This window comes from Pseudomonas sp. Marseille-Q5299 (assembly GCF_943737035.1).
Taxonomy (GTDB): Bacteria; Pseudomonadota; Gammaproteobacteria; order Pseudomonadales; family Pseudomonadaceae; genus Aquipseudomonas; species Aquipseudomonas putida_E.
The window spans coordinates 515,422-541,588 of record NZ_CALSFR010000001.1; the positions used below are offsets into that span (position 1 = coordinate 515,422).

The window sequence follows — 26,167 nt, forward strand, 5'->3', positions numbered from 1 at the left end:
ATGCCCATCGGCCACAGCGTGCGCAGTTCCCACAGCAGCGCCGACAAGCGCACCGAACACGACTACATGCCAGAGCTGGCCAGCGCCACCCTGCAAGATTCCCCGCGCCTGTCACGCCTGACCGTGTGGCTGGCAGCGGCGCTACTGCTCGCGGCCTTGACCTGGGCGAGCCTGGCAGTGCTCGACGAGGTAACCGTCGGCGAAGGCAAGGCGATCCCTTCGAGCAAGGTGCAGGTGGTGCAGAACCTGGAGGGCGGCATCGTCACTGAGATTTTCGTGCGCGAAGGCCAGATGGTGGACAAAGGCGCCACCCTGCTGCGCCTGGACGACACGCGGTTCAAGTCCAACAAAGGTGAAAGCGAGGCCGACCGCTATGCCCTGACCGCCCAGGTCGAGCGGCTGTCCGCCGAAGCCGAAGGGCGGCCCTTTGTGCTGTCCGAGGAGGTCCGCGCCAAGGCGCCCCAGGTAGCCGAGGACGAACTGTCGCTGTACGACTCGCGCCAGCGCCGCCTGGCCAGTGAAAAGCAGACCCTCAACGAGCAGTTGCGACAAAAGACCCAGGAATTGGCCGAGTTCCGTTCCAAGGTCGAACAGTACCGTTCGGCGGTAGGCCTGCTGCAGCAGGAACTGGACATGTCCGCGCCTCTGGTTAGCAAGGGTGCCATTTCACCGGTAGAAATCCTGCGCCTCAAGCAACGTACCGTGGAAGCGCGCGGCCAGCTCAACGCCACCAGCCTGGCCATCCCCCGCGCCGAGGCAGCCGTGGCCGAGATCAGGAGCAAGATCCAGGAATCGGACGCCAGCTTCCGCTCCGAGGCCGCCAAGGAGCTCAACGACAAACGCACGGAGCTATCGAAGATCACCGCCACCAGCATCGCCATCGACGACCGGGTCAACCGCACTACCGTGGTTTCGCCGGTGCATGGCATCGTCAAGATGCTCAAAGTCAACACAATTGGCGGGGTGGTGCAGCCAGGCAGCGACCTGGTGGAGATCGTGCCGATCGAGGACAACCTGCTGATCGAAGCCAAGGTGCGGCCACAGGACGTGGCATTCCTGCACCCGGGGCAGCCGGCGATGGTGAAGTTCAGTGCGTATGACTACACCATTTATGGCGGCATGAAGGCCAAGCTTGAGTTGATCGGTGCCGATACCGTGACCGATGACAAGGGCAATGCGTTTTACCTGATTCAGGTGCGCACCGAGAAGAACCACTTGGGCGGCGATAACAAGCCGCTGCTGATCATCCCCGGGATGGTGGCCACGGTGGATATCATCACCGGGCAGAAGAGTGTGCTGGATTATCTGCTCAAGCCGGTGCTCAAGGCACGGACCGAGGCGTTGCGGGAGCGGTGAAAGGCAGGCCGTTACCGGCCCGCACACAAAAAAAGAACTGATAGGCCCCGGCGCATCGCGATGCTGCGTTTGTTTCGGCGCCTTGCGCAAACGCTCACACAATGTTGAGTCGGACGTGCTCCATCGCTTGAGCTGGAGTCATGGGCGCAAGCGGCACCTCTCTATTCATCAGCTTTTGTGCGGCCAAACCAGCAAAGATGCGTGCCCGCTCGGTCAGCGCGAACTGGTTTGCCATGGCAACCTGTTGCGGCCCGGCGTGAGTTCTGGACAAATGAAGGCTCACTGCATTCGACGCGTCGCGTGATACACGCCCTAGTTGCATCAGACCCTTGTTCCCCACGTGCCCCAGCAACAGGTCAGTAGCAGGACTATTTTGTTTCAGAATGACCAGTAAAGGCGCCATACGAGGTGGCGTAGACGAGATTTCATTAACAAAACTGACCGAGGCCGGTGGATTTGAGCTCATTGCCGGGAGCGTGATGGCAGGGTTTTCTACGTCAGAGTTTTGTACGTCAATGGCTACCGACTTGCCCGGTATAAGTTTTTTGACCCATCTGAACATTCGGCCGGTAGGATCATCTCGATTGACCGGGTCACCCTGCACGTAGGCGTATGCGTTCAAACCGCCCGCCGCAAAGGGACTCAATCGGTCCGCCGAAAAGAACCTCATCAACGCGGTACTGTAGACCCTGTAACCATTCCCCAACAAATAGGCATGCTTCAACATACAAGACAGCTGGCCGTTGAATCCCAGTACGGTACTTTCAGTCAGCAATGCATCGTACCCATACGCTGTATAGCTGTGACGCTCTTTACACAGCGGGTCCAGAATCAATAGCGGTGAGCCCATGCCATCGGTGCCGATCAAGCGCGCGTTGGCGACACCGGTGGAACTCCCACTCACCTGCCCTACAACGAAACCCTGCCCCCGCATCAGGGAGTAGACGTGCTTGCCGGCCTTAACCGTAAAGGCTACACCCTGATTCTGATACCAGATTCTGATCATGATGGTTGCTCGGATGCCAAGTAAGAATGCCTCCCAGCATCACCGAACCCGATCGCCGCGCAAACTAGCAAAATTATCAGTTAAATTCCGAGTGCCGGTGTCAGCCCTCACCATGATTTCTCTGGAACGCCTCAGTCCCCATCGCCCTGACCTGCCTCTCGATCAACACCTCGAACGGACGCAACCGCGCCACCATAATTTCGCCGGTAGGCGCATCTTCAAGCGGCTCAAGGCCAAGCTTGCAGGCGACGAAGGCCGGTACAGCCAACGACTGTTGCCACGTCAACCCGGCATTTTTGCCAGTAGCGATATGTAACGAGAGCCACCATGCTGAACGCTCAATCACCTGAAGGAGTAGGTCACATGCGTATTATCGCCGCAGTAGGTATCGCAACAGTGCTGGCAATGGGTAATGCATTTGCAGCAGATTGCCCGAAAGTTACAAGCATCACTCAATCTGCCGATGAACAAGACGGTATGGAAGGCATCGCTTACAGCGTAAAAAATAACGACGGTCAATGGGCTGGCTTCACCCCTAACGCGTCGGAGTCGGATCTCAGCGCATTTGAACTGAAGAACAAGAAAGATACAAAAACGTCGGTGATTTGCCGCTACGAGAGTGGGGATGAAGGCATCAGCCTGGCCTTGAAAAAGTAGACGGCCATTTTAAATGCCTAGTGTCCCGGACGCTTGATTCGTTTATCCACTCGATTTGTCTCACCAATGGTTCTTCGGCTTAGCGATTAACGAACCACCCCATTCGGGACACTGCTGTACGCAGATCGGCGAACCGGGAACTTGGAACCCGGCAGACCCGAAGTCCTCCCACGCACAGCCGCAATGGCACGAAGCTGCGGGCACACACAAAGCGCCTGCAATCGTGAGGAGAGAACGGCACTGACAGTGCAGGTGTCAGCCTTCACCGTGATTTCTTTGGAACGTCTCAGGCCCCATTGCCCTGATCTGCCCCTCGATCAACACTTCGAACGGGCGCAGCAACTCATCGAAACAGGCCGGCTGCTCCAGCACATTCAATGCCTGCACCACCGCCTCTATGGTCGACACCGCTCCCGGCTCCGGCGCCTTGCGCACGCGGTAGCGCGAGGGCGCCACCTGCGCCAGCGTCACCCTGGGCAACGCTTCGAGCAGCGGATTGAGGTACAAAAGCTTGCGAGCCTTGCGCCAGGTGCCATCAGGGACAATCAGCATGAGCGGCCTGTCGTCTGTATCGCCGTAGGCTGCAAGCACTTGGGCCTGCTCACCTGGGAACAACAGCACCGGCCGATACTCAGGTGCATCCAGCAAATCACCCAGGTCTTCAAACACCTCGCCCACGCGCAACTCGGCATTGACCAGGCCAAGGGCAGCCAGGCGTGCGGTATTCAGGGCGTGCGAGGTTTCACTGGGGTGCTGCAGCAGGACCACGCGGGTGCGGCTGTCGAGCGAGGGGATCAGTGGGCAAAGGCAGTGATCGAGCGGGCGCAGGCAGCGCTCGCAGCGGGGTCTGGACATCGGTTTCTCCTTACCGGGCGCAGTGTGCCACAGCCCTGAGGAAAAGCCCCACATCCATGTGGGAAAGGCGGTAAATCAGCGGTTGAAGCGCTCTGCCAGGCTGTGCAGATACTCGGCCATTCGCTCCAGGTCCTGGCTGATTTCAGCCCCCTGCTTGGCCTGCCCTGCCGTCTGGTCACACAGCTGGGCGATGCGCACGATCTGCTGGTTGATGTCTTCGGCCACGTGGCTCTGCTGCTCCGACGCCGTCGCCATCTGCTGGCTCATGCCGGTGATGCGGCTGACCGCCTGGGCAATCCCGGCCAGCGCCGACTGCACCGCCTCGACACTGTGCACGCTGTCCCGTGAGATCTGCTCACCGCGGCTGGCCGTGCTTACCGCCCGCTCGGCGCCAACGCGCAGGGAGGCAATGATCTGGTGGATTTCCTCGGTCGAGGTACGCGTGCGCTGCGCCAGCGAGCGCACCTCATCGGCCACCACGGCAAAGCCCCTGCCCTGCTCACCCGCCCGCGCCGCCTCGATCGCGGCATTGAGCGCCAGCAAATTGGTCTGTTCGGCAATCGAGGTGATGGTGTCGACCACACTGCCGATCGACTGGGTCTGCTGAGCCAAGGCATTGACCGCCTGACCGATGTCGCTGACCGCCTCACTCATGCTGCCCATCGCCTTGAGGCTCTGCTGGGCCAGTTCGCTGCCCTGCTGCGCCAACTGATCGGCATCGCCCGCAGCATGCGCGGTGCTTTGCACGTTATGCGTCACTTCCTGAATGGTCGCCGCCATCTGCGCAATGGCGGTGGCCGACTGATCGGTCTCACTGCGTTGGCGGTCGAGCATCTGCGCCTGGGCATCGGACAGGTCGGCTGACTGGGCGGCCCGCGACTTCACGCCGACGCCGGCGTCCACCAGGCGTGTCAGGGCGGTTTGCAGCCTCGCTTCCTCGCTGATGATCGCCAGGTCGAGCTGGCCGTGCAGGCCCGGATTGTCACTGTACGTCAGCGCAACCAGCGGGCTGGTGAAGGCCTTGGGATGTTCGGCCAGTGTGCGGCGGATCGCCTGGTTATGCCGTTGTTCAATCAGGTACCAGGCCAACAGCATACTGGCCATCAGCACGCCCAGCGCTGCATAGGGTGGTAACCAAAGGTAGCCGGCGGCCGACAACAGGCCTGCGCCGATCAGCGGCCAGCCATCGCCAACGGCACGCCCCAGCCGCGCGGCCCAGGCTACAGCCGGGCGACCGGCGCGCAGACGCGCATACAGCCGTTCTGCGCGGCGGATCTGCTCACGGCTGGGCACCGAACGCACCGACTCGTAGCCGCTGATGCGGCCGTTTTCATAAATGGCGGTGACATAAGCACTCACCCAGTAGAAATCACCGTTCTTGGCGCGATTCTTCACCACGCCCATCCAGGGTTTGCCTTGTTTGATGGTGTCCCACATATGCCCGAAAACCGCCGGTGGCATGTCGGGGTGACGCACCAGGTTGTGGGTCTGGCCCACCAGCTCGTCGTAGGTGAACCCGCTGATGGCCACGAACGCGTCGTTGCAGTAGGTGATGCGGCTGTTCAGGTCGGTGGTAGAGATCAGCCGCTGGTCGCTGGAAAACGTTCTTTCATGCTCAGTGACGGGCAAATTCATGCGCATCTGGGCGGTCCTTGCTTGTGTAGATGAAGGGGAAAATCATCAAAGCAAGTAGAGGTTTAGCAGAACGCCATCAGCGTAGTAGTCAGGTTTGTAGGAAATTTATTCATGCCGACGGAATGACCAAAACGTCCTGTTCATCAGCCAACATTGAGCTGGCTTTTGAGCAGGTCACGGAAGGTCTGAATCAAGGGTTCACGGCTGCGACCGCGGCGGACGATCAGCGAAAATGGCGCCTGATAGCCGAAAGTGGCCGGAGACAATACGCGCAGGTCGCCCTTGTCGACCCAAGCCTGGGCATAGTGCTCGGGCAGGTAGCCGATATAGGCACCTGACAGGATCAGAATGAGCTGCGCCTCCATGCTTTCGACGGTCGCCGCGCTGTGTTTGAAGCCATGCCGGGCCAACTCCGCCTGGCTCCAGTAACCGCGCCCGACCATGCGCTGCTGGGTCACCACCGGTTCGGGGATACGCCGCTCGGCGAACAACGGGTGGCGGCTGCTGCAGTACAACCAATGCTGCTCGCGGTACAGCGGCTGGTAAACCAGGCCACTCATGCGCGAGGAGAACGCCCCGATAGCCAGGTCCAGGCGGTTGTCCTGCACGCCAAGCTGCAGCTCATAGGGGCTGGATACCGAAAGGTGCAGGTGCACCGCCGGGTGCTCCTGGCTGTAGGCTCCGATCGCTTCAGCCAACGGCAGCGCGCGGTCGCCCACGGTTGAGTCGATTACCCCGAGGTTGAGCGTACCGCGCAGCTCACCCTTGAGCGCTGCGGCGTATTGCTCGAAGCCATCGAGCTCCGCCAGCAGGCGCAAGGTCTCCTGATGGAACAGCTCGCCCTTGCTGGTCAGGCTGAAACCGCCACGCCCGCGGTGGCACAGCACGATGCCCAAGGCGCCTTCGAGCTGGCTCATGTAGGTACTGATGGCCGAGGTCGACAGGTTGAGATCGCGCTGGGCATTGGCGAAGCCTTGGTGGCGCACCACGCTGACAAAGATGCGCAGCAGTTTCAGGTCGGGCAAGGTCGAGGCCATGGTGCAACGGTTCCGCTGTGTCATTTGCGCGCAGTCTAACCGCTGCGATGGCGTTTAGTTCAGAAATTCCTGAAGTAAGTATTTGCCGGTAGCGATTTTTCCCACGCACTACCTTGAGCAGACTTGGCCGAAATGTCCCTGCCCGCCGGCATAACCACATTTCAAGGCGCGCGGCGGCACAGGTTCGAACAAACAAAACAATCGACCGACTGATGAGGCCCACCGTGGACAAAGTTCTCCATCAACCACTGGGCGGCAACGAAATGCCGCGTTTCGGCGGCATCGCCACCATGCTCCGTCTCCCCCACCTGCAAAGCGCCGAAGGCCTGGACGCCGCGTTCATCGGCGTGCCGCTGGACATCGGCACCTCGCTGCGCTCCGGCACCCGCTTCGGCCCACGGCAGATCCGCGCCGAATCGGTGATGATCCGCCCGTACAACATGGCCACCGGTGCCGCCCCGTTCGACTCGCTGTCGGTGGCCGACATCGGTGACGTGGCGATCAACACCTTCAACCTGCTCGACGCCGTGCGCATCATCGAAGAAGCCTACGACGAGATTGTCGAGCACAATGTCATCCCGATGACGCTGGGTGGCGACCACACCATCACCCTGCCGATCCTGCGCGCCCTGCACAAGAAGCACGGCAAGATCGGCCTGGTGCACATCGACGCCCACGCCGACGTCAACGATCACATGTTCGGTGAGAAAATCGCCCACGGCACCACCTTCCGCCGCGCGGTGGAAGAGGGCCTGCTCGATTGCGACCGCGTGGTCCAGATCGGCCTGCGCGCCCAGGGCTACACCGCCGACGACTTCAACTGGAGCCGCCGCCAGGGCTTTCGCGTGGTACAGGCCGAAGAGTGCTGGCACAAGTCGCTGGAACCGCTGATGGCCGAAGTGCGCGAAAAAGTCGGCGGAGGCCCGGTGTACCTGTCGTTCGACATCGACGGTATCGACCCGGCCTGGGCCCCGGGCACCGGCACCCCGGAAATCGGCGGCTTGACCACCATCCAGGCGATGGAGATCATTCGCGGCTGCCACGGCCTGGACCTGATCGGCTGTGACCTTGTCGAAGTCTCCCCGCCTTACGACACCACCGGCAACACCTCGCTGCTCGGTGCCAACCTGCTGTTCGAAATGCTCTGCGTGCTGCCCGGCGTCGTGCGCCGCTGAAACTTGCTGCACCCCGGCAGGAGCCATGAGGGAGGGCCACAGAGGCCCGCCAACACAAGACAAGACCGCCAGGCGCCGTGAAGCCGCCTGAGCGGTCGATCTCGCCATAATAAAGATAATCGGGAGACCCCCAATGGCCTTGGACATCATTGTTGTAATGATCTATACCGCCGGCATGCTCGGGCTGGGCTGGTATGGCATGCGGCGCGCAAAAACCCACGAAGACTACTTGGTGGCAGGGCGCAACCTGGGCCCGACCTTGTACATGGGCACCATGGCCACCACCGTGCTCGGCGGCGCCTCCACCGTCGGCACCGTACGCCTTGGCTATGTGCATGGCATCTCCGGTTTCTGGCTGTGCGCAGCCCTGGGCCTGGGCATCATCGCCCTCAACCTGTTCCTCGCCAAACCGCTGCTGCGCCTGAAGATCTTCACCGTGACCCAGGTACTGGAACGTCGCTACAACCCCATGGCGCGCCAGGCCAGTGCGGCAATCATGCTGGCCTATGCGCTGATGATCGGCGTCACCTCGACCCTGGCCATGGCGACTGTCCTGCAGGTGTTGCTGGACTTGCCGTTCTGGATGTCGCTGCTGCTCGGCGGCGGCGTGGTGGTGGTCTATTCGACCATCGGCGGCATGTGGTCGTTGACCCTGACCGATATCGTCCAGTTCGTGATCAAGACCGTGGGCCTGATGTTCATCCTGCTGCCGGTGTGCCTGTACAACGCCGGTGGCTGGGACACCCTGGTAGCCAAGCTGCCGGCGGCCAGCTTCGCCTGGACCACCATCGGCTGGGACACCATCATCACCTACTTCCTGATCTACTTCTTCGGCATCCTGATCGGTCAGGACATCTGGCAGCGGGTGTTCACCGCCCGTGACGAGAAGGTCTGCCAACGCGCCGGCACGACTGCAGGCCTGTACTGCGTGCTATATGGCCTGGCCTGCGCGCTGATCGGCATGGCCGCGCACGTGCTCATGCCGGACCTGGCCAACCCGAACAACGCATTCGCCGAGATGATCAAGAGCCAGTTGCCTGATGGTATCCGTGGCCTGCTGATGGCCGCTGCCCTGGCAGCGATGATGTCGACCGCCAGTGCCGGCCTGCTGGCTGCCTCGACCACCATTACCGAAGACCTGTTGCCAAAACTGCGTGGCGGCAAGCAGTCGAGCCTGGGTGTCAGCCGCCTGTTCACCCTGCTCACCGGCTTGGTGGTGTTGGGCATCGCCCTGGCGGTGAACGATGTGATCAGCGCACTGACGCTGGCCTACAACCTGCTGGTCGGCGGCATGCTGATCCCGCTGATCGGGGCGATCTTCTGGAAACGTGCGACCACTGCAGGGGCCATCGCCAGCATGTCGCTGGGCTTTGCCACGGCGCTGTTGTTCATGTTCAAGGACGGGCTAGACGCCAATACGCCGATCTACTACAGCCTGGCGGTTGGCCTGGTGAGCTTCGTGCTGGTCAGCCTGCTGTCGCGTAAACCGGTGGGAGCGATGAAGCTGGCTTGAGGGTGAGATCGAGCGTCGCCCAGGCAGCGCTCGATCCCAAAGGTGCCGGCGCAACCCAGGCATGCGCTCGACCGCATGCACAACGCCCCGAAAACAACCAACAAAAAAGCCACGGCATCATCTCTGATATCGCGGCTTTTGTTGGTTTCAACGACGACGCGGCTGGCGCCTGCGCTGCTCTTCATCAGTCGGGATAGGCACCGGCTGCAAGGGTGGTGGTATCAGCCCCAGGGCGACAGCCAAGTCGTGGAGCCAGTTGAACATTTGGTTTTTCATAGTGCCCCCTTGACGGGTCAGCCTCTCGGTCAATCAATCCTGCGATGTTTCATACAGATCATAGCCCGATGTCCTGTATTACGCATGCCCTTGTACTTACAGATAGGGGCAAGTTTGACGCGGATCAAGCGGAAACGGTGGATTCCGACGGCTGGTTAATCGTTTCGCTTTGTTGCAAATCGACCCACGCCTGCAAATTCGCCCCTCGCATCCCCTGCCGCCACATCAGCCAGGTCACCGCCTGATCGAACGGCGCCTGCAGGCGATGGACCCGCACGCGGTCACGCCCCGGCAGGCTGTCGAGCATCGATTGCGCCATCAGCGCCACGCCCGCGCCGGCTATCACACAGGCCAGCATGCTCTGGTAAGACTCGATCTCCATTACCCGCCCCATGGGCGTATGTGCATGGGCATACCACGCCTCCAGGCGCATCCGGTAGGAGCAGCCCTGGCGGAAGGTGAACACCGCCTTGCCCGCCACATCCCTGGCGCTGTGCACTGTTGGGTGTTCAGGGCTGGTGATCAGTACCAGTTCTTCTTCGCACAAGGGCACGCCATCGAGCCCCGCCAGGCTCGGAGGCCCGTCCACCAGTGCGGCGTCCAGGCGGTGGCTGAGCAACCCCTCGAGCAACTCGCCACTGGGGGCAGCCTGCACCTGCAAGTTAACGGCCGGATAGGCCTGATGGTAGCGCGCCAACAGCGCGGGCAGGTGAATGGCCGCCGTGCTGTACATGGTGCCCAGGACGAAGTCGCCGGCCGGCTGCCCGCCCTGTACCGCCGCCATGGCTTCGTCACGCAGCGCCGCCAGGCGGTTGGCGTAATCCAGCAGCACCTTGCCAGCGGGGGACAACTGCAGGCGCTGGCGTTCACGCAAGAAAAGCTCCACGCCCAGTTGCTCTTCAAGCTGGCGCAAGCGCGTGGACAGGTTCGACGGCACCCGGTGCAGGCGCTCGGCGGCGCGTGTGATGGAACCTTCCTCTGCGACCGCCTGGAAGATACGCAGCTGGCTGAACTCCATGACATTCTCCAAAACAGAACAACTTGATCATCATTATTCAATTTTATTGAAAACAAAAGCGCCCTAACCTGCCATCCATCGTTTACACCCGCGCAGGAGTGTCCTCATGTCGCCGTTCGTACAACTGCTGGCCAGCGCCGTAGCCCTGATGATGGCCATGGGCATCGGCCGCTTCGCTCTCACCGCACAACTGCCGCAACTGATCGCCGAAGGCCAGTTCGACCTGACCGCCGCCGGCCTGGTCGCGGCGGCCAACTACCTGGGTTATTTCATTGGCGCGGCAGACGCCATGTTCGCCCGCACCCCCGCCCAGGTCAGGCTGCGCCTGCATGGCGGCCTGTGGCTTTGCGCAGTGCTGACCCTGGCGTCCTGGGCTGCGGACGGGTTCTGGAGCCACCTGCTGCTGCGCTTCGGCACGGGTGTTGCCAGTGCCTGGGTGCTGGTGATGATCACCAGCCTCAGCCAGCAACTGGCCAACGCCAACAACCGTCCGCGCCTGGGCGCCCTGGTGTTCGCCGGGCCCGGCCTGGGCATCGCCGTCACCGGCCTGCTGGCATTGCTCGCTCACTTGCTCGGTATGAGCTCGGCAGCGTTATGGCTGGTGTATGCCGTTGCCGCGCTGGTCATGCTGCTGGCGGTGTACCCTTGGCTGCCTCGCGCTCTGGAACCCGCCGTGGTACCGAGCACGGTGCAGCAAGGGGCGACGCGCAGCGTTGGCATTGGCCGCCTTGGCCTGGTGTATGCCTTGTATGGCGTGGGTTACATCCTGCCGGCCACGTTCCTCTCGCAAATGGCCAACCAACAGTTCCAGGGCAACTGGATGGCCGATCTGTTCTGGCCAGCGTTTGGTGTGGCGGCGGCGATGGGCGTGGTGCTGGTGAGTGTGCGACGCGCAGGCCGCACTTCGGCCTGGCTGAGCGCGACCTTGTGGCTGCAAGGCCTTGGCGTGCTGGCCTGCCTGATGGGCGGTGGCCTTGGCCTCGCCTTGGGCGTAGTGCTCTGCGGTACGCCGTTCCTGGCATGCATGCAGTTGGTGATGCAACGCTCGCGGGAGCTCGCGCCGCATGCGACGCAGCGCAATGCCGGGCTGTTGACTGCGTGCTTTGCGCTGGGGCAATTGAGCGGGCCGTTGCTGGCGGCGTTGAGCAACCATTACAGCGGGAGCTTGCAGCCGGCGCTGGTAATGGCGGCGGCTGGGTTGGGGCTGGCGGGGGTATTGGTTCTTACCGGCACACGCAACAACCAGAACTGCCAAATTGCAGGGCGGGTTGCGTGATTGATCAAGCTTGATCAATACCGGCCCTGTCGCCGGCAAGCCGGCTCCCAAAGATGCCCCACTGCCCTCAGGTTTAGTGGGGTACCTGTGGGCCGGCTTGCCGGCGATAGGGCCAGTAACAGCAACCCCTATCCCACAAACCTGCGCAATTGCTGCTTCACCCAAGGCTCGGCACTGACCAGCACCACGCCGAGCAAAACCATTACGGCCCCGAGCACAAAATTCACGCTAAGCGGTTCATCCAGCAAGAGCACGCCAAACGTCACCCCAAATAATGGGGTAATAAAAGAAAACACCGCCAAATTCGAGGCCAAGTACTTACGCAGCAACCAGAACCACGTCAGGTAGCTGACAAACGACACCACAATGCCCTGGAACAGCACGCTGCCGACCGCCAAGGGCGTCCACGAGACCTTGTCGATCTGCCCGCTGAGCAAGGCGATCAGCACTAACCCGACAAAACCTACTGCCAGTTGGTAGAAGAGGGTCAACGTCGCAGGCGCCTCGGACAAGCGCGAACCCCGTACCACCACGGTCGTCGCCCCCCAAGCTAACCCGGCCAGCACACCGAAGGCATCGCCGAGCAGCATGCGCCCGTCCATTTCTTCGAACGACACGCCCCCGGCAAACGCAGTAGCAATTCCGCCGAACGCCAACAGAATGCCCAGCCACTGCAGCAGGCGCAGCCGCTCGCTGGGCAGCATGAAATGTAGCCCAAGTGCCGTGAACACCGGCGCGGTATAGAGGAACACAGACATGTGCGCCGCCGATGTCAGCTTCAGCCCCTCGGCGATGAACAGGAACTCCAGGCCAAACAAACCGCCGGCCAGCAACCCGCCACGCCAGGTGCTCCCCACCTGCCCCCAGCCACCGCGCCAGCAGATCATCAAGCCGACCAGCACCGCCGCAAGGCCGTTGCGCAGAGCTGCCTGCATCACCGGCGCAATATCAACCGCCGCAGACTTGATCAGTACCTGTTGGCAACCCCAGATCAGGCACAGCCCCAGCATGACCTGGAAGGCAAAGGCATCGGGATTCTTGCGGGCCGCACTCATGGGCGGCCCTCTTGGGTGATCGATGGCATGGGCAAGGCTCGGCAGTATTCAGAAAAGACCGATTATCGGTTTTTCCGGGCAGGCCTTGCCAGCCTCAATACGACCTCAAGCGATCTGCGCCTTCGCCGACACCTGCTCGAAGGTGGTTTCGTCCAGCGCATCTTCCTGGTCATCCAGTACCTGGCGCGGGTGCTCGAAGCCCGGGATGCTGCTGTCGATCAGGCTCAACAGCCGCGACCCGCGCTCGGTGAGCACGAAGTTCTCTCCATTGCCGCCATCCTCTGGCGGCCGGCTCTCGACGAAGCCGCGCTCGAATAGCAGCTTCTCGTACTCGCAGGCACGGGTTTTCAGATGGTCCACATCCCCCACCGGCTGGCCCTCGGCGGCCAGAGCCGCAGCGTGCTGCTCGGCATAGGGGCGTGGTGTGAAGCTGTGACCGGCGCCGTTCTGCACTTCGTGCAGCAAGCGCTCGATCAGGTCCCAGTCGTAGGTAATGCTCATGGCTATGGCCTCTTGCTGTGGACGCATGGGGTACACAGCTTGGGACCGGTCGCGGGTCTGGTGCGTTCCAAAAGATCTCAGCGCTGGCGCTGCTGGGCTTGCATGTACTGGCGCAGCAACTGATTAATCCGCGTCTGATAACCCGCCCCCTGATCCTTGAACCAGGTGAGGACATCAGCGTCCAGGCGAATGGTTACTGCCTGCTTCGCCGGGACACGCAGTTCAGCCTGCTGGAAGAAAGCCTGGTCCAACTCGGGGATATCCGAGGTATCAATATCTTTATCGTCCATTTGAGCCAGGCGGCTCCAATCAGTTTTCGATGCTTTGGTCATAGTGTTTGGCCTCCCATCTGGTGGCTTTACGTGCGGAAATGATGCGGATTACCTCACCCTGCCTCTCCGTGTACACGACTACCCCAAGCAAGGCATTGAGCCATCCCAAGCTTACCCAGCGCTCCTCAGCGTATTGTGCGCTGTCGTCCCGTCGGGTCAACATGGGATGGTTGAACATGTCGGGCACATCAGCGAAATCGATGCCGTGCTTTCGGATATTGGTTTGATTTTTCGTTGCGTCCCACTCAAATATCATGGGGCGCCCTGTATTTACAGATGTACATACGATACCTCCTCTTTCATCGCGAGACTAGGACGAGGTCACTCGCGCATCAATGGGGCCAGGAGGTTAAACGCCAGTTTCGGAAAGGGATTACAGCCAAGATAGAAAAGCCGCACAGATCCATTACAGGCCATAGCCTTCAGATCATTGCTGCTTCGTGAGATAGCCAATAAACAACCGAAACAACTCCGCATTCCCGGCAATCCCCAACCGCTGCCAGATGTTGTGCCAGTGCACCTTGACCGTCCCTTCCGAAATCCCCAGCGCCCGCGAGATCGACTGGCTGCTGTGCCCCTGCAAAATCAGCTTGGCCACATGCCGCTGGGTTTCGGTCAACTGGCCCTGGAGGATATTGACGAAGGCGTCTTCCAACTGGCTGTCCGAGTCCTGCGGGTCGGCCAGGTCTTCGGCATGAGCAAGGTGTAGGTGCTGGCTGAAAATGGCATCGATCAGCGGCGTCAGCGCAGCGAGGCGTTGGGTTTCATCGGTTTCGAACGCCCCCTTGTGCAAGCCGCGCATCAAGGAAAACACCAGCGCCGTGCGTGGGCGCACAGGGACGATGAAGCCGATTTCTTCGATCAAGCTGCCGTGGTGCGACGAGACACAGGGGTGGATGTCGGGCAAGGTGGAAAAGCCCGAGGCGAAGAAGCTGTCCGGCGCCAGCTCGCTCATGCGCCACAGCCCCGTGGGGTGATTGTTGGTGCAAGCGACGTAGAACGGGTCGAGCAAATAGCCCCCGCGCAGATACGCCTTGAGCGTACGCTCGGTCACCCGCTGGTTGTAGCCATCGTGCACCAACAGCGCCGGCTGGTTGAAGCGAAACAGGTAAGCGCAGCTCATGTCGAAATCGACTACGCCCTTGAGCGCAGTGTCGATGGCCGGGCCCAGTGCGTCGCTGCCGATGCTGCGAATCACCGTGGCCAGGCGGTTGGCGTGGTCGCTGTTCATGGCTGCGGCCTGTGCACGCGCGAACATGTGGCAGGCGCCCTTGGTGGTGCAGTAGAGCACTTCCATCGGCGTGCCCACCACGGCCGAAATCGACGACGTGCAGATCACGCTGCCGCCACCGGCGGCCAGCATGCCCGGCAGCACTGCCTTGGTCACCAGGAACATGCTTTTCACGTTGACGCTCATCAAACGGTCCCAATCGGCTTCGCTGGTCTCCAGAAAGGGCCCGGCAGCGATGATGCCTGCGTGATTCATCAGCACCGTGATCGGCCCGAAGTGCGCCTGGGCCTGGCTGACGGCGCGGTGTACCTGATCGGCCACGGAAACGTCTGCCGCGACGAACAGGGCTTGTCCGCCCGTTGCATTGATGCGCGCCGCTACGGCTTCACCTTGGCTGCTGGGCAAGTCGAGGATCGCCACCTTGGCGCCCTCGGCGGCAAACAGCTCCGACGCTGCCAGGCCACATCCCTCTGCCCCGCCGGTAATCAGTGCCACCTTGCCTTTCAATCGATCCATGGGTCTGCTCCTCGGTTGTTCTGGTTGTGGCTCCAAACTAGAGCCGAGGGCAGTCGGGGTTCATATACCCAGGGGTATAGGCCAGGTGCACAGGGGCTTCCGCCGGTCGTGGAGGCGGAACTTACCGGCATGCAGGCGCCTCCACCGGGCATCCCCACCGCCGGAGGTATAAAGGATGAAACCGCTGCTGCGCATCGCCTGTGCGACCGCCCTGTTCTGCGCCCTGCCCGCCTGGGCCTGCACGCCGGAAGAGGCCACCCAGAAACGTGAAGAACTGGCCGGGCTGGTGAGCCAGCTGACCGAACAGAACCCGCAGAAAGCCAAGGAAATTAACGATGAGCTCCAGGGGATGGAGCTGGGGACGGCGAGCAAGGACTTGCCCGACAAGTGTCAGCTGATCGACAAGCGGATCAAGGAGCTGAAGGAGGCGGAGAAGAAGGCGGATTGATCTATTACATCAAGACCCAATCGCCGGCAAGCCAGCTCCCACAGTGATCGCATCGCCCTTGAGGCTGATGGAGTACCTGTGGGAGCCGGCTTGCCGGCGATAGGGCCAGCATTGACTGATTACTCAGCAGCAGGCTTGCGCTTTTTCAGCGGTGCCAGGCCATCGGAGCTGGTCAGCGGTGCATTGGCCTTCGGCTTGGCGGTAGGCTTGCGCTTCACGGCCTTCTTGTCGCCAGTTTTCTTCTCGGTCTTTTTCTTCTTGGTGCCGGCAGCCTTGCCCGACGCCTTGACCTTCTTGGGCCCGTTGTAGGTGCCTTTCACTTCCTTGATCACACGGCGCTCGAACTGCTGCTTGAGGTAGCGTTCGATGCTGGACATCAGGTTCCAGTCATTGTGGGTGATCAACGAGATCGCCAGACCTTCGCCGCCGGCACGGCCGGTACGGCCAATGCGGTGCACATACTCGTCGCCGCTGCGCGGCATGTCGAAGTTGATCACCAGGTCCAGGCCGTCGATGTCCAGGCCACGGGCCGCCACGTCGGTGGCTACCAGCACCTTGGAGCTGCCCTGCTTGAAGCGCTCGATGGCCAGCTTGCGGTCCTTCTGGTCCTTTTCACCGTGCAACACGAACGCTTTTACGTCCTTGGCGACCAAGTGGCCGTAGATACGGTCGGCAAGCACGCGGGTGTTGGTGAAGATGATCGCCTTGTCGAATTTTTCGTTGGCCAGCAGCCACTGCACGATCGCCTCTTTGTGCTGGTCGTGGTCAGCGGTGATGACCTGCTGGCGGGTACCTTCGGCCAGCTGCGAAACACTGTTGAGCATCAGGTGCTCAGGGTCTTTCAGCACTTTGCCGATGATGTCGCGCAGGGCCGCGCCGCCGGTGGTGGCCGAGAACAGCAGGGTTTGCTCGCGGTTCTCACACTCCTTGCACAGGCGCTCCATGTCTTCGGCGAAGCCCATGTCGAGCATGCGGTCGGCTTCGTCGAGGATCATCACCTGCACGTGGGACAGGTCGAGGTTGCCGGCATTGAGCTGCTCGAGCAGGCGGCCCGGGGTGCCGATCAGCACGTCCGGCACCTTGCGCAGCATGGCGGCCTGTTCCTTGAAGTCCTCACCGCCGGTGACCAGGCCCGCCTTGATGTAGGTGAACTGCGAGAACAGCTGCACTTGCTTGAGGGTCTGCTGGGCCAGCTCGCGGGTCGGCAGCAGGATCAGCGCGCGGATCTCGACGCGCGCGCCTTTCAGGTCGACCAGGCGGTTGAGCAGCGGCAGGACGAAGGCCGCGGTCTTGCCGCTGCCGGTCTGCGCGGTCACACGCAGATCACGCCCTTGCAGGGCCAAGGGGATGGCCGCGGCCTGCACCGGGGTTGGCTCGACAAATTTAAGCTCGGCCACGGCTTTAAGCAGGCGTTCATGCAGGGCGAATTGGGAGAACACGGAGGTAACCTCAGGCAAGTGCGGGAAATTCAGTTGCATAGGGTAACGTTTTCTGCCGCCGGAGCCGAATTTCTTTTGGCAACTTTGTCGCCATCCGCGCTCTAATGGCGCTTCGTTTCGCAAGCAAAGACCGTACTCAAGCTCATGGATATGCAAAAACTCTGGCGCGACAGCCTCGACCTGTGGGGCACCCTCGACCAACACCCGATGCTCCACGCCGCCATCGGCCTGGCCGTGCTGCTGCTGGTTTCCCTGGTAATCGGCCGCCTGGCGCGCTTTCTGATCCTGCACGGCACGCGCCTGCTGGCCCGCCAGCCTGCGCTCAAATGGCTCGACGACCTGCGCCACAACAAGGTGTTTCACCGCCTGGCGCAGACCACACCGTCGCTGGTCATCCAGTTCGGGCTGAAACTGGTACCGGAGCTGTCCGATACCGCCCAGCACTTCCTTGGCAATATGGCGCTGGCGTTTACCCTGCTGTTCATGACCCTGGCGCTGTCGTGCCTGCTCGATGGCCTGCTCGACATCTATGCCCGCACCGAACATGCCCGCACCCGCTCGATCAAGGGCTATGTGCAACTGGCGAAGATGATGCTGTGGATTTTCGCCTCCATCGTCATCGTCGCCACCCTGATCGACCGTTCACCCCTGTTGCTGCTGTCAGGCCTGGGTGCGATGTCGGCAGTATTGCTGTTGGTGTACAAGGACACCCTGTTGTCGTTCGTCGCCAGCGTGCAGCTCACCAGTAACGACATGCTGCACGTCGGCGACTGGATCGAAATGCCCCAGGTCGGCGCCGATGGCGATGTGGTCGATATCACCCTGCACACGGTGAAGGTGCAGAACTTCGACAAGACCATTGTCTCGATCCCCACCTGGCGGCTGATGAGCGAGTCGTTCCGCAACTACCGCGGCATGCAGCAATCGGGCGGCCGGCGGATCAAACGCAGCCTGTTCATCGATGCGGCGGGCGTGCGTTTTCTCACCCGAGAAGAAGAACAGCGCCTGAGCGGAGTGCGCCTGCTCGCTGACTACCTGGCCGGCAAGCGCCAGGAGCTCCATGAATGGAACGAAGCCCTGGGGCCGGTGGCAGAGCTGTCGGCCAACCGCCGCCAGCTGACCAACATCGGCACCTTCCGCGCCTTTGCCCTGGCTTACCTGAGGAACCACCCCAACGTGCACCAGGGCATGACCTGCATGGTCCGGCAGATGCAGACCGGCGCCGAAGGGGTGCCGCTGGAGATCTACTGCTTCACCACCACGACCGTGTGGGCCGAGTACGAACGGATCCAGGGGGATATCTTCGATTACCTGCTGGCGGTGTTGCCGGAGTTTGGGCTGAGCTTGTATCAGCAGCCGAGCGGCAATGACATGCGCGTGGGGCTGGCGGGGCGCGCTTCGGTAGAGCCAGTGCCGCGTCGCCTGGAAGAAATGAGCGAGGCTTGAGATTGTTGGGGCCGCTTTGCGGCCCTTTCGCGACACAAGGCCGCTCCTACCGGGGATTTGCGTTCTCCGTAGGAGCGGCCTTGTGTCGCGAAAGGGCTGCGCAGCAGCCCCAAATCACCCCGCATAACCCAGCAGGTACAACAACCCGGTCAAGGTGACTAAAGAAGCCACCGTCGACAACAAGATCGTCCGCGATATCAGCCCCGCTTCCCGGTTGTAATACTCCGCCAGCATGAAGGGCCCGGTCCCCGTCGGCAGCGCCGCCAGCAGTACCGCTGAAGCAGCCCACATGTTCGGCAGGCTGAATACCTTGAACGCCAACACCCAAGTCAGCGCTGGCTGCCCTACCAGCTTCATCGCAACCAGTGGCCATGGGCTGGCCTGAGCGCCGCTGCGTTTCTCTGCCAGAAACGCCCCCAGCGAAATCAATGCACAGGGCGTGGTGGCCAAGGCCAGCATGTCGAGAAAATGCATCACCGGCTCCGCCAACCCCAACCCGGACATTGCCCAAGCGGCCCCAGCCACGGGCGAAATCACCAAGGGGTTCTTCGCCAGCGCCTTGCCCACTACCCACATGGCGCGGCCGATCCGCTTCTCTTCCTGTAGGCCAATTTCGATCAGCGTCAGCGATATCGCGAACACCAGGCAGACCACGATCAACGAAGAAATCAACGCAGGCTGCAGCCCGGGCTGACCGAACAGCAGCAAACACAGCGGGATGCCGATATAGCCGGTGTTGGCATACCCCGCGCTGAGCCCGTCGATGCTGGCCGCGACCAGCCCGTGGCCGCTGAACAGCCGCCAGGCCAGCGTGGCCACGAACATCGCCAGCGCCCCTGCGCCAAAGGCCACGATGAACCCTGGGTGCCATACCTCGCTCCAGGTTGCGGTGGCTGTGACCTTGAACAGCAGGGCCGGCAGGCACAGCCAGACCACCATCTTGTTGATCTCGGCCGCAGCCTTGTCGCCAAGCTTGTTGGTCCGGCGGCAAAGATAACCGACCAGGATCAACGCAAAGATCGGCGCGACGATGACCAGGATGGTGTGCATGTCAGGCCCTGCGCACCAGCGGTGCATCCGTGCGGCTGCCCAGGCGGCTCAGCCACACGGAGGCCAGGATGATCGCGCCACCGATGAGCAAGCGCCCCAATGGCTCGTGCTGGTTCCAGATCAGCAGGTTGAGCAGCAGCCCCACCGGCACGTGCAGGTTGTTCATCACCGCCAGCGTAGCGCCGGACACCATGCAGGCCCCCTTGTTCCACCAGTACAAGCCCAGCGCTGTCGGGCACAGCCCGAGGAACAGCAGCACCAGCCATTGCACGTCGGTGCTCGGCAAATGCTGGGTGTTGCCAAACAGCAGGAAAGCCGGCAGCACGACGATCAACGCCCCCAGGTAGAAGTAGCCGAAACGCTTGTAATGCGGCAGGTCGCTGGGGTGGCGGGCAACCAGATGGCGGTACAACACCTGGCCAGCAGCGTAGGTGAAGTTGGCCAACTGCAGCAGCAAAAAGCCGATGAAGAAGTCGCCACTGATGCTGTCGAAGCGGATCACCGCCGCCCCTGCGACCGCGACCAAGGCCGCGAGCAAGGCCCATGGGTTGAAGCGGCGGTTCAGCGCATCCTCGATCAGGGTCACGTGCAGTGGCGTGAGGATCGTGAACAGCAGCACCTCAGGTACGGTCAGCACGCGGAAACTCAGGTACAGGCAGACATAGGTGATGCCGTACTGCAGCGCACCGATCAGCAGCATCGAGCGCATGAAGCGCGGCTCGACCTGGCGCCAGCGGGTCAGCGGCAGGAAAACCAGGCCCGCCAGCACCACGCGTGCGAGCACGGCAAAGTAGCTGTCGACGTGCCCGGCCAGGTACTCGCCGATCAGGCTGAAGGAAAACGCCTGGATCAGCGCGACGATTATCAGGTAGCCCATGGTTGCCTCTCGTAAATCAAGGCCGCGACCTTAGCGGGTTGCGACCGATGTGTTCAACCATGCGCAATGTGGGGGCTGCGCATTTCATGGGCGTGAGTGATTCACACACAAAAAAAAACCCGGCCATCGAGGCCGGGCAGGTACACCCAAAGGAGCAAACAAGGTGTCAGGGTTGGGAATTGGTTGACGCTCAGGCCACCGCAGCCAACTTGGCCTTGGCCTGGTTGATGCCTTTCTCGTGGAAGTCACCGCTCATGTTCAGGCCTTCGGCATGGATGAAGTTCACATCGTGAATGCCGATGAATGCCATCACCTGGCGCAGGTACGGCTCCTGATGGTCGCTGGTGGCGCCGGCGTGGATGCCGCCACGGGCTGTCAGGACAATGGCGCGCTTGCCGGTCAGCAGGCCTTGCGGGCCGGTCGGGGTGTACTTGAAGGTGATGCCGGCACGCAATACGTGGTCAAGCCACGCCTTGAGCGTGCTGGGGATGGTGAAGTTGTACATCGGTGCAGCCATCACCAGCACGTCGGCCGCCAGCAGCTCATCGGTCAGCTCGTTGGAACGGGCCAGGGCCTCCAGTTCAGCGGCATTGCGCTGCTCTTCAGGCTTCATCCAGCCACCGAGCAGGTTGGCGTCCAGGTGCGGCACCGGGGTCACCGCCAGATCGCGAACGGTGATCTCGTCGGCCGGGTGCGCTGCTTGCCAGTGTTCGATGAAGTCACGGGTCAGTTGACGGGAAACGGAATCCTGCTGGCGGGCGCTGCTTTCGACGATCAGTACGCGGGACATGGGTGCCTCCATCGGCAAAATGGGTTGCGATTCGATGGAGGTGAGATTAAGGCTTGACCTATCGATAAAAAAGCGTAAAAAGTGGGTGCAATCTATCGATTAATCAGTTTTATTCCGCTTTGCAGTTCACTGCGATGCGCAGCTTGATGATCTGCCGGTTGAACTTGGCCGTGACGTCCACACTTTTTCCCGCCGGTACATTCACCCGGCGTACCCGTGGCGCTTCCGGGCCGTTGCGGAACGTCACCTTGCAGGCCGCCGGCACTTGCCCATAGTTGTTCAGGGTGATGGCTCCGATGTCGTACGCGGTGTCGTAGGCGGTGTAGTCCAGCTTGACTCCGGCCAGTTCCTTCTCCACGTCGATGGGGTAAGCCATGGCCCCGAGGGGCAGGCACATCAGTATTGCCGCACAACATTTCTTCATGGGGCGCTCTCCTTGAAAGAGCGCAGCTTAGGTCAACAGGAGCCAAAGATGAAAGCGCCGCGCGTAACCCTGGATCAGTGGCGAACCTTGCAGGCAGTGGTCGATCACGGTGGGTTTGCCCAGGCAGCCGAAGCCCTGCACCGCTCGCAGTCATCGGTCAGTTACACGGTGGCGCGCATGCAAGAGCAGCTCGGCGTACCACTGCTGCGCATCGATGGCCGCAAAGCCGTGCTGACCGAGGCGGGCAACGTGCTGCTGCGCCGCTCACGGCACCTGGTCAAGCAGGCCAGCCAGCTTGAAGACCTGGCCCACCACATGGAGCAAGGCTGGGAAGCCGAGGTACGTGTGGTGGTCGATGCCGCCTACCCCAGTGCCCGCCTGGTACGTGCCCTGGCCGCGTTCATGCCGCAGAGCCGCGGTTGCCGGGTGCGCCTGCGCGAGGAAGTGCTGTCCGGCGTCGAGGAGGTGATGCATGAAGGTATCGCCGACCTTGCCATCAGTAGCTACAGCATTGGCGGCTATCTGGGCACCGAGCTCAGTGCCGTGGAGTTCGTGGCTGTCGCCCACCCCGAGCACAGCCTGCACCGCCTGGGCCGGGAGATCACGTTCCAGGACCTGGAAAGCCAGTTGCAAGTGGTGATCCGCGACTCCGGCCGCGCCCAACCCCGCGATGTCGGCTGGCTCGGCGCCGAACAGCGCTGGACCGTCGGCAGCCTGGGGACCGCCACGACCTTCGTCAGCAGCGGGCTGGGCTTTGCCTGGCTGCCGCGGCACATGATCGATCGCGAACTGCGCGAAGGCGTGCTCAAGCCGCTGCCACTGGACCAGGGTGGCAGCCGTCATCCACTGTTCTACCTTTATTCGAGCAAAGAGAAGACCTTGGGCCCGGCCACGCAGATTCTCATCGACCTGCTGCGCAATTTCGACACCGCGCCACTGGACGTGCCCTTCGCAGCCCCCCCGCAAGCCTGAGAGAACCGCGCCCATGGCCTATTTCGAACATGAAGGATGCTCGCTGCATTATCAGGAATACGGCCAGGGTGAACCCCTGGTACTGCTGCACGGCCTGGGCTCCAGCAGCCAGGACTGGGAGCTGCAGGTACCCGCGCTCAGCCGCCATTACCGGGTGATCCTCATGGACATCCGGGGCCACGGCCGCTCCGACAAGCCCAATGATGGCTACCAGATCGCCACATTCAGCGAAGACCTGCTGGCCCTGCTCGAACACCTGCAGACCGGCCCGGTGCACTTCGTGGGGCTGTCGATGGGCGCCATGGTGGGCTTTCAATTCGCCGTCGACCATCCGCAATGGCTGCGCAGCCTGTGCATCGTCAACAGCGCCCCCGAGGTCAAGCGCCGTACGCGCAACGACTGGGTCTGGTGGGCCAAGCGCTGGGGCCTTGCGCGCATCCTCAGTGTCGAGACGGTCGGCAAGGGCCTGGCCCAGCGCCTGTTCCCCAAACCGGAGCAAGCCGACTTGCGCCAGAAGATGGCGCAACGCTGGGCGCGCAACTACAAACGCGCCTACCTCAAGAGTTTTGACGCCATCGTGGACTGGGGCGTGCAGGAACGCATCGGCCAGATACACTGTCCCACGCTGGTGGTCGCTGCCGACCACGATTACACCCCGGTACAACTCAAAGAGCGCTACGTTGCCCTGATGCCGCAGGCAAGGCTGGTAGTCATCGATGATTCCCGGCACGCTACACCCCTCGATCAACCCGAAGTCTTCAACCAGACTTTGCTGCAGTTCCTCGCAGCCGCTTCCACCTCTCAAGGATCTTTGAGCCCATGCTGAAAAAACTTCTGCTCACCGCCTGCTCGGTCGCCTTTGCCACCACCGTCATGGCCTCCGACAAGACCCCTCACGTAGTGCTCGACACCAGCTTCGGCCAGGTCGAAATCGAGCTCGATGCCGAGAAGGCGCCGGTCAGTACCAAGAACTTCCTCGAGTACGTCGACAGCGGTTTCTACAACAACACCATTTTTCACCGTGTGATCCCGGGCTTCATGGTCCAGGGCGGTGGGTTCACCGAGCAGATGGTGCAAAAGCCGACGCGTGACCCGATCCGCAACGAAGCCGGCAACGGTCTGCAGAACACCCGCGGCACCCTGTCGATGGCACGCACCTCCGACCCGAACTCGGCCACCAGCCAGTTCTTCATCAACGTGGCCGACAACGACTTCCTGAACCCGGGCCGTGACCGTGGTTATGCGGTGTTCGGCAAAGTGACCAAGGGCATGGAGGTAGTCGACCAGATCGTCAACTCGCGCACTACCGTCAAGAAAGGCATGCGCGATGTGCCGGCCGATCCGGTGTTCATCAAGTCCGCCAAACGCATCGACTGACTGCAGGCTTCACAAGGACGTGAAACCGCCTGAGGGTCGGGTTGAACAGGAGTGTTGTCACCCATGCTGTACCGCCGTTTCGAGCAACTGATCGACATCTTCCGCGACGCGCCCAGCGAGTCGCCGCCCACCCAGGTGTGGCCCTTCTACCTCTATTATCTGCGCCAGGTGTGGCCGAGTTTTCTCGCCCTGCTGGTGGTCGGCCTGGTTGCCTCGCTGATCGAGGTGGCGATGTTCAGCTACCTGAGCCGCATCATCGACCTGGCCCAGGGCACGCCCAATGCCAATTTCTTCAGCGAGCACAGCGGCGAGCTGATCTGGATGCTGGTGGTGGTCCTGCTGCTGCGGCCGATCTTCTTTGGCCTGCATGACCTGCTGGTGCACCAGACCATCAACCCGGGCATGACCAGCCTGATCCGCTGGCAAAACCACACCTATGTGCTCAAGCAGAGCCTCAACTTCTTCCAGAGCGATTTTGCCGGGCGTATCGCCCAGCGCATCATGCAGACTGGCAACTCCCTGCGCGACTCGGCCGTGCAGGCGGTGGATGCGTTGTGGCACGTGCTGATCTATGCGATCACCTCGCTGGTGCTGTTCGCCGAGGCCGACTGGCGCCTGATGCTGCCGTTACTGGTCTGGATTGCCAGCTATGTCGCCGCACTGTTTTATTTCGTGCCACGGGTCAAAGAGCGCTCGGTGATCTCCTCCGATGCCCGCTCCAGGCTGATGGGGCGCATCGTCGACGGCTACACCAACATCGCCACCCTCAAGCTGTTCGCCCACACCGACCACGAGCAGCAGTACGCCCGCGAAGCGATCCGCGAGCAGACCGAAAAGACCCAGCTGGCGTCGCGGGTGATCACCAGCATGGACGTGGTCATCACCAGCCTCAACGGCTTGCTGGTGGTCGCCACCACCGGCCTGGCCCTGTGGCTGTGGAGCCAGTCGCTGATCACCGTCGGCGCCATCGCCCTGGCCACCGGGCTGGTGATCCGTATCGTCAACATGTCGGGCTGGATCATGTGGGTGGTCAACGGCATCTTCGAGAACATCGGCATGGTGCAGGACGGCCTGCAGACCATCGCCCAGCCGGTCACCGTCACCGACAAGCCCAAGGCAGCGCCGCTGGACGTGAGCCGTGGCGCGGTGCGTTTCGATAACGTCGACTTCCACTACGGCAAGGCCCGCAACGTCATCGACGGGCTGAACCTGGACATCCGCCCGGGCGAAAAGATCGGCCTGATCGGCCCCTCCGGCGCCGGCAAGTCGACCCTGGTCAACCTGCTGCTGCGCCTTTACGACGTGCAGGGCGGGCGTATCCTGATCGACGGGCAGGACATCGCCGAGGTGAGCCAGGCCAGCCTGCGGGCGCAGATCGGCATGATCACCCAGGACACCTCACTGCTGCATCGTTCGATCCGCGACAACCTGTTGTACGGCCGCCCGGATGCCAGCGAGCAAGCGCTGCACGAGGCGGTGCGCCGGGCCCGTGCCGACGAATTCATTCCTCAGTTGTCGGATGCCCAGGGCCGCACGGGCTTCGACGCGCATGTGGGCGAGCGCGGGGTCAAGCTGTCCGGTGGCCAGCGCCAGCGCATCGCTATAGCCCGGGTGCTGCTCAAGAACGCGCCCATCCTGATCATGGACGAGGCCACGTCAGCACTGGACTCGGAGGTCGAAGCGGCGATCCAGGAAAGCCTGGAAACCCTCATGCAAGGCAAGACGGTGATCGCCATCGCCCACCGCCTCTCCACCATTGCGCGGATGGACCGTTTGGTGGTGCTGGACAAGGGGCATATCGTCGAAAGTGGCAGCCACAGTGAACTGCTGGCGCAACAAGGCTTGTATGCCAGGCTGTGGCATCACCAGACGGGCGGGTTCGTCGGGGTGGATTGAGGCCTGTCG

General features: G+C 61.9%; 27 protein-coding genes and 1 pseudogene. 11 read left to right on the forward strand and 17 right to left on the reverse strand.

Annotation, left to right across the window (positions count from 1 at the left end):
- On the forward strand, positions 1–1,356 hold the full coding sequence (locus NGJ21_RS02230; protein ID WP_174142435.1) for an HlyD family type I secretion periplasmic adaptor subunit: 1,356 nt from the start codon (positions 1–3) through the stop codon (positions 1,354–1,356).
- 94 nt (positions 1,357–1,450) lie between these two features.
- Here NGJ21_RS02230 and NGJ21_RS02235 read toward each other — a convergent pair whose 3' ends face one another.
- The gene (locus NGJ21_RS02235) at positions 1,451–2,362 is read right to left on the reverse strand and encodes an RHS repeat-associated core domain-containing protein (protein ID WP_115274140.1); all 912 of its coding nucleotides are present in this window, start codon (positions 2,360–2,362) and stop codon (positions 1,451–1,453) included.
- A 363-nt stretch (positions 2,363–2,725) separates the two neighbouring features.
- Between NGJ21_RS02235 and NGJ21_RS02240 the strand changes: the two genes are divergently transcribed.
- Positions 2,726–3,019: a hypothetical protein gene (locus tag NGJ21_RS02240; RefSeq protein WP_115274139.1), complete on the forward strand. Its 294-nt coding sequence runs from the start codon at positions 2,726–2,728 to the stop codon at positions 3,017–3,019.
- 255 nt (positions 3,020–3,274) lie between these two features.
- Here NGJ21_RS02240 and NGJ21_RS02245 read toward each other — a convergent pair whose 3' ends face one another.
- From NGJ21_RS02245 to NGJ21_RS02255, 3 genes are all read right to left on the reverse strand, one after another.
- Positions 3,275–3,874: a tRNA-uridine aminocarboxypropyltransferase gene (locus NGJ21_RS02245; protein WP_115274137.1), complete on the reverse strand. Its 600-nt coding sequence runs from the start codon at positions 3,872–3,874 to the stop codon at positions 3,275–3,277.
- 75 nt (positions 3,875–3,949) lie between these two features.
- The gene (locus tag NGJ21_RS02250; protein WP_251961736.1) at positions 3,950–5,515 is read right to left on the reverse strand and encodes a methyl-accepting chemotaxis protein; all 1,566 of its coding nucleotides are present in this window, start codon (positions 5,513–5,515) and stop codon (positions 3,950–3,952) included.
- A gap of 137 nt (positions 5,516–5,652) precedes the next feature.
- Positions 5,653–6,546 carry a LysR family transcriptional regulator gene (locus tag NGJ21_RS02255; RefSeq protein ID WP_115274135.1) on the reverse strand — a complete coding sequence of 298 codons (894 nt, stop codon included), beginning with the start codon at positions 6,544–6,546 and terminating at the stop codon, positions 5,653–5,655.
- A 224-nt stretch (positions 6,547–6,770) separates the two neighbouring features.
- Between NGJ21_RS02255 and speB the strand changes: the two genes are divergently transcribed.
- Both speB and NGJ21_RS02265 read left to right on the forward strand, forming a co-directional pair.
- Complete coding sequence (speB, locus tag NGJ21_RS02260; RefSeq protein WP_012315641.1) at positions 6,771–7,721, forward strand: agmatinase; 951 nt, start codon at positions 6,771–6,773, stop codon at positions 7,719–7,721.
- A 133-nt stretch (positions 7,722–7,854) separates the two neighbouring features.
- The gene (locus NGJ21_RS02265) at positions 7,855–9,234 is read left to right on the forward strand and encodes a sodium:solute symporter family protein (RefSeq protein ID WP_251961737.1); all 1,380 of its coding nucleotides are present in this window, start codon (positions 7,855–7,857) and stop codon (positions 9,232–9,234) included.
- A 147-nt stretch (positions 9,235–9,381) separates the two neighbouring features.
- Here the strand turns inward: NGJ21_RS02265 and NGJ21_RS25860 are convergent, their stop codons facing one another.
- Together NGJ21_RS25860 and ptrR are read right to left on the reverse strand one after the other, a co-directional pair.
- Positions 9,382–9,510 carry a PA1414 family protein gene (locus NGJ21_RS25860; RefSeq protein ID WP_008090807.1) on the reverse strand — a complete coding sequence of 43 codons (129 nt, stop codon included), beginning with the start codon at positions 9,508–9,510 and terminating at the stop codon, positions 9,382–9,384.
- Positions 9,511–9,634: 124 nt separating this feature from the next.
- Positions 9,635–10,528, reverse strand: a complete 894-nt coding sequence (gene ptrR, locus NGJ21_RS02270) for a putrescine utilization regulator PtrR (RefSeq protein ID WP_115274133.1) — start codon at positions 10,526–10,528, stop codon at positions 9,635–9,637.
- A 106-nt stretch (positions 10,529–10,634) separates the two neighbouring features.
- Between ptrR and NGJ21_RS02275 the strand changes: the two genes are divergently transcribed.
- Positions 10,635–11,804 (forward strand): MFS transporter, encoded by a 1,170-nt coding sequence (locus NGJ21_RS02275; RefSeq protein ID WP_251961738.1) that lies wholly within the window; start codon positions 10,635–10,637, stop codon positions 11,802–11,804.
- Between the two features lie 128 nt (positions 11,805–11,932).
- Here the strand turns inward: NGJ21_RS02275 and NGJ21_RS02280 are convergent, their stop codons facing one another.
- The 6 genes and pseudogenes from NGJ21_RS02280 to NGJ21_RS02305 all read right to left on the reverse strand — a co-directional run.
- Positions 11,933–12,859 (reverse strand): DMT family transporter, encoded by a 927-nt coding sequence (locus NGJ21_RS02280; RefSeq protein ID WP_125924526.1) that lies wholly within the window; start codon positions 12,857–12,859, stop codon positions 11,933–11,935.
- 105 nt (positions 12,860–12,964) lie between these two features.
- The gene (locus NGJ21_RS02285) at positions 12,965–13,360 is read right to left on the reverse strand and encodes a transcriptional regulator (RefSeq protein WP_115274130.1); all 396 of its coding nucleotides are present in this window, start codon (positions 13,358–13,360) and stop codon (positions 12,965–12,967) included.
- 77 nt (positions 13,361–13,437) lie between these two features.
- Positions 13,438–13,692 (reverse strand): BrnA antitoxin family protein, encoded by a 255-nt coding sequence (locus tag NGJ21_RS02290; protein WP_012315648.1) that lies wholly within the window; start codon positions 13,690–13,692, stop codon positions 13,438–13,440.
- Entirely contained in the window at positions 13,670–13,948 is a 279-nt protein-coding gene (locus NGJ21_RS02295; RefSeq protein WP_046788068.1) for a BrnT family toxin, read from the reverse strand. Before NGJ21_RS02295 ends, NGJ21_RS02290 begins: the two co-directional genes overlap by 23 nt.
- Before the next feature lie 171 nt (positions 13,949–14,119).
- Positions 14,120–14,923 (reverse strand): LuxR family transcriptional regulator, encoded by an 804-nt coding sequence (locus tag NGJ21_RS02300; protein ID WP_251961879.1) that lies wholly within the window; start codon positions 14,921–14,923, stop codon positions 14,120–14,122.
- A 5-nt stretch (positions 14,924–14,928) separates the two neighbouring features.
- Positions 14,929–15,439 (reverse strand): annotated as a pseudogene (locus NGJ21_RS02305) (SDR family NAD(P)-dependent oxidoreductase); the annotation flags it as partial.
- 175 nt (positions 15,440–15,614) lie between these two features.
- On the opposite strand from NGJ21_RS02305, the gene NGJ21_RS02310 reads away from it, so the two are divergent.
- Positions 15,615–15,887: a hypothetical protein gene (locus NGJ21_RS02310; protein ID WP_046788065.1), complete on the forward strand. Its 273-nt coding sequence runs from the start codon at positions 15,615–15,617 to the stop codon at positions 15,885–15,887.
- A gap of 119 nt (positions 15,888–16,006) precedes the next feature.
- On the opposite strand, the gene NGJ21_RS02315 is transcribed toward NGJ21_RS02310, so the two are convergent.
- Positions 16,007–17,365, reverse strand: coding sequence for a DEAD/DEAH box helicase (locus NGJ21_RS02315; RefSeq protein ID WP_012315652.1), 1,359 nt, complete (start codon positions 17,363–17,365; stop codon positions 16,007–16,009).
- A gap of 105 nt (positions 17,366–17,470) precedes the next feature.
- Between NGJ21_RS02315 and NGJ21_RS02320 the strand changes: the two genes are divergently transcribed.
- A complete protein-coding gene (locus tag NGJ21_RS02320; protein ID WP_251961739.1) occupies positions 17,471–18,772 on the forward strand; it encodes a mechanosensitive ion channel family protein in 1,302 nt (433 codons plus the stop codon).
- 114 nt (positions 18,773–18,886) lie between these two features.
- Here NGJ21_RS02320 and NGJ21_RS02325 read toward each other — a convergent pair whose 3' ends face one another.
- The 4 genes from NGJ21_RS02325 to NGJ21_RS02340 form a co-directional block, all read right to left on the reverse strand.
- The gene (locus NGJ21_RS02325; RefSeq protein WP_046788061.1) at positions 18,887–19,822 is read right to left on the reverse strand and encodes an AEC family transporter; all 936 of its coding nucleotides are present in this window, start codon (positions 19,820–19,822) and stop codon (positions 18,887–18,889) included.
- A gap of 1 nt (position 19,823) precedes the next feature.
- Positions 19,824–20,699, reverse strand: coding sequence for a carboxylate/amino acid/amine transporter (locus tag NGJ21_RS02330; RefSeq protein ID WP_039603958.1), 876 nt, complete (start codon positions 20,697–20,699; stop codon positions 19,824–19,826).
- A gap of 190 nt (positions 20,700–20,889) precedes the next feature.
- Positions 20,890–21,489, reverse strand: coding sequence for an FMN-dependent NADH-azoreductase (locus NGJ21_RS02335; protein WP_046788059.1), 600 nt, complete (start codon positions 21,487–21,489; stop codon positions 20,890–20,892).
- Positions 21,490–21,598: 109 nt separating this feature from the next.
- Positions 21,599–21,913: a hypothetical protein gene (locus NGJ21_RS02340; protein ID WP_012315657.1), complete on the reverse strand. Its 315-nt coding sequence runs from the start codon at positions 21,911–21,913 to the stop codon at positions 21,599–21,601.
- A gap of 48 nt (positions 21,914–21,961) precedes the next feature.
- Here NGJ21_RS02340 and NGJ21_RS02345 point away from each other — a divergent pair, with 48 nt between their 5' ends.
- From NGJ21_RS02345 to NGJ21_RS02360, 4 genes are all read left to right on the forward strand, one after another.
- Positions 21,962–22,885: a LysR family transcriptional regulator gene (locus tag NGJ21_RS02345; RefSeq protein ID WP_012315658.1), complete on the forward strand. Its 924-nt coding sequence runs from the start codon at positions 21,962–21,964 to the stop codon at positions 22,883–22,885.
- 13 nt (positions 22,886–22,898) lie between these two features.
- On the forward strand, positions 22,899–23,711 hold the full coding sequence (locus tag NGJ21_RS02350) for an alpha/beta fold hydrolase (RefSeq protein WP_251961740.1): 813 nt from the start codon (positions 22,899–22,901) through the stop codon (positions 23,709–23,711).
- Positions 23,705–24,262 carry a peptidylprolyl isomerase gene (locus NGJ21_RS02355; protein WP_046788057.1) on the forward strand — a complete coding sequence of 186 codons (558 nt, stop codon included), beginning with the start codon at positions 23,705–23,707 and terminating at the stop codon, positions 24,260–24,262. The genes NGJ21_RS02350 and NGJ21_RS02355 overlap by 7 nt, the downstream gene beginning before the upstream one ends.
- A gap of 63 nt (positions 24,263–24,325) precedes the next feature.
- Positions 24,326–26,158 carry an ABC transporter ATP-binding protein gene (locus NGJ21_RS02360; RefSeq protein WP_119687596.1) on the forward strand — a complete coding sequence of 611 codons (1,833 nt, stop codon included), beginning with the start codon at positions 24,326–24,328 and terminating at the stop codon, positions 26,156–26,158.
- The last annotated feature ends 9 nt before the right edge of the window (positions 26,159–26,167 follow it).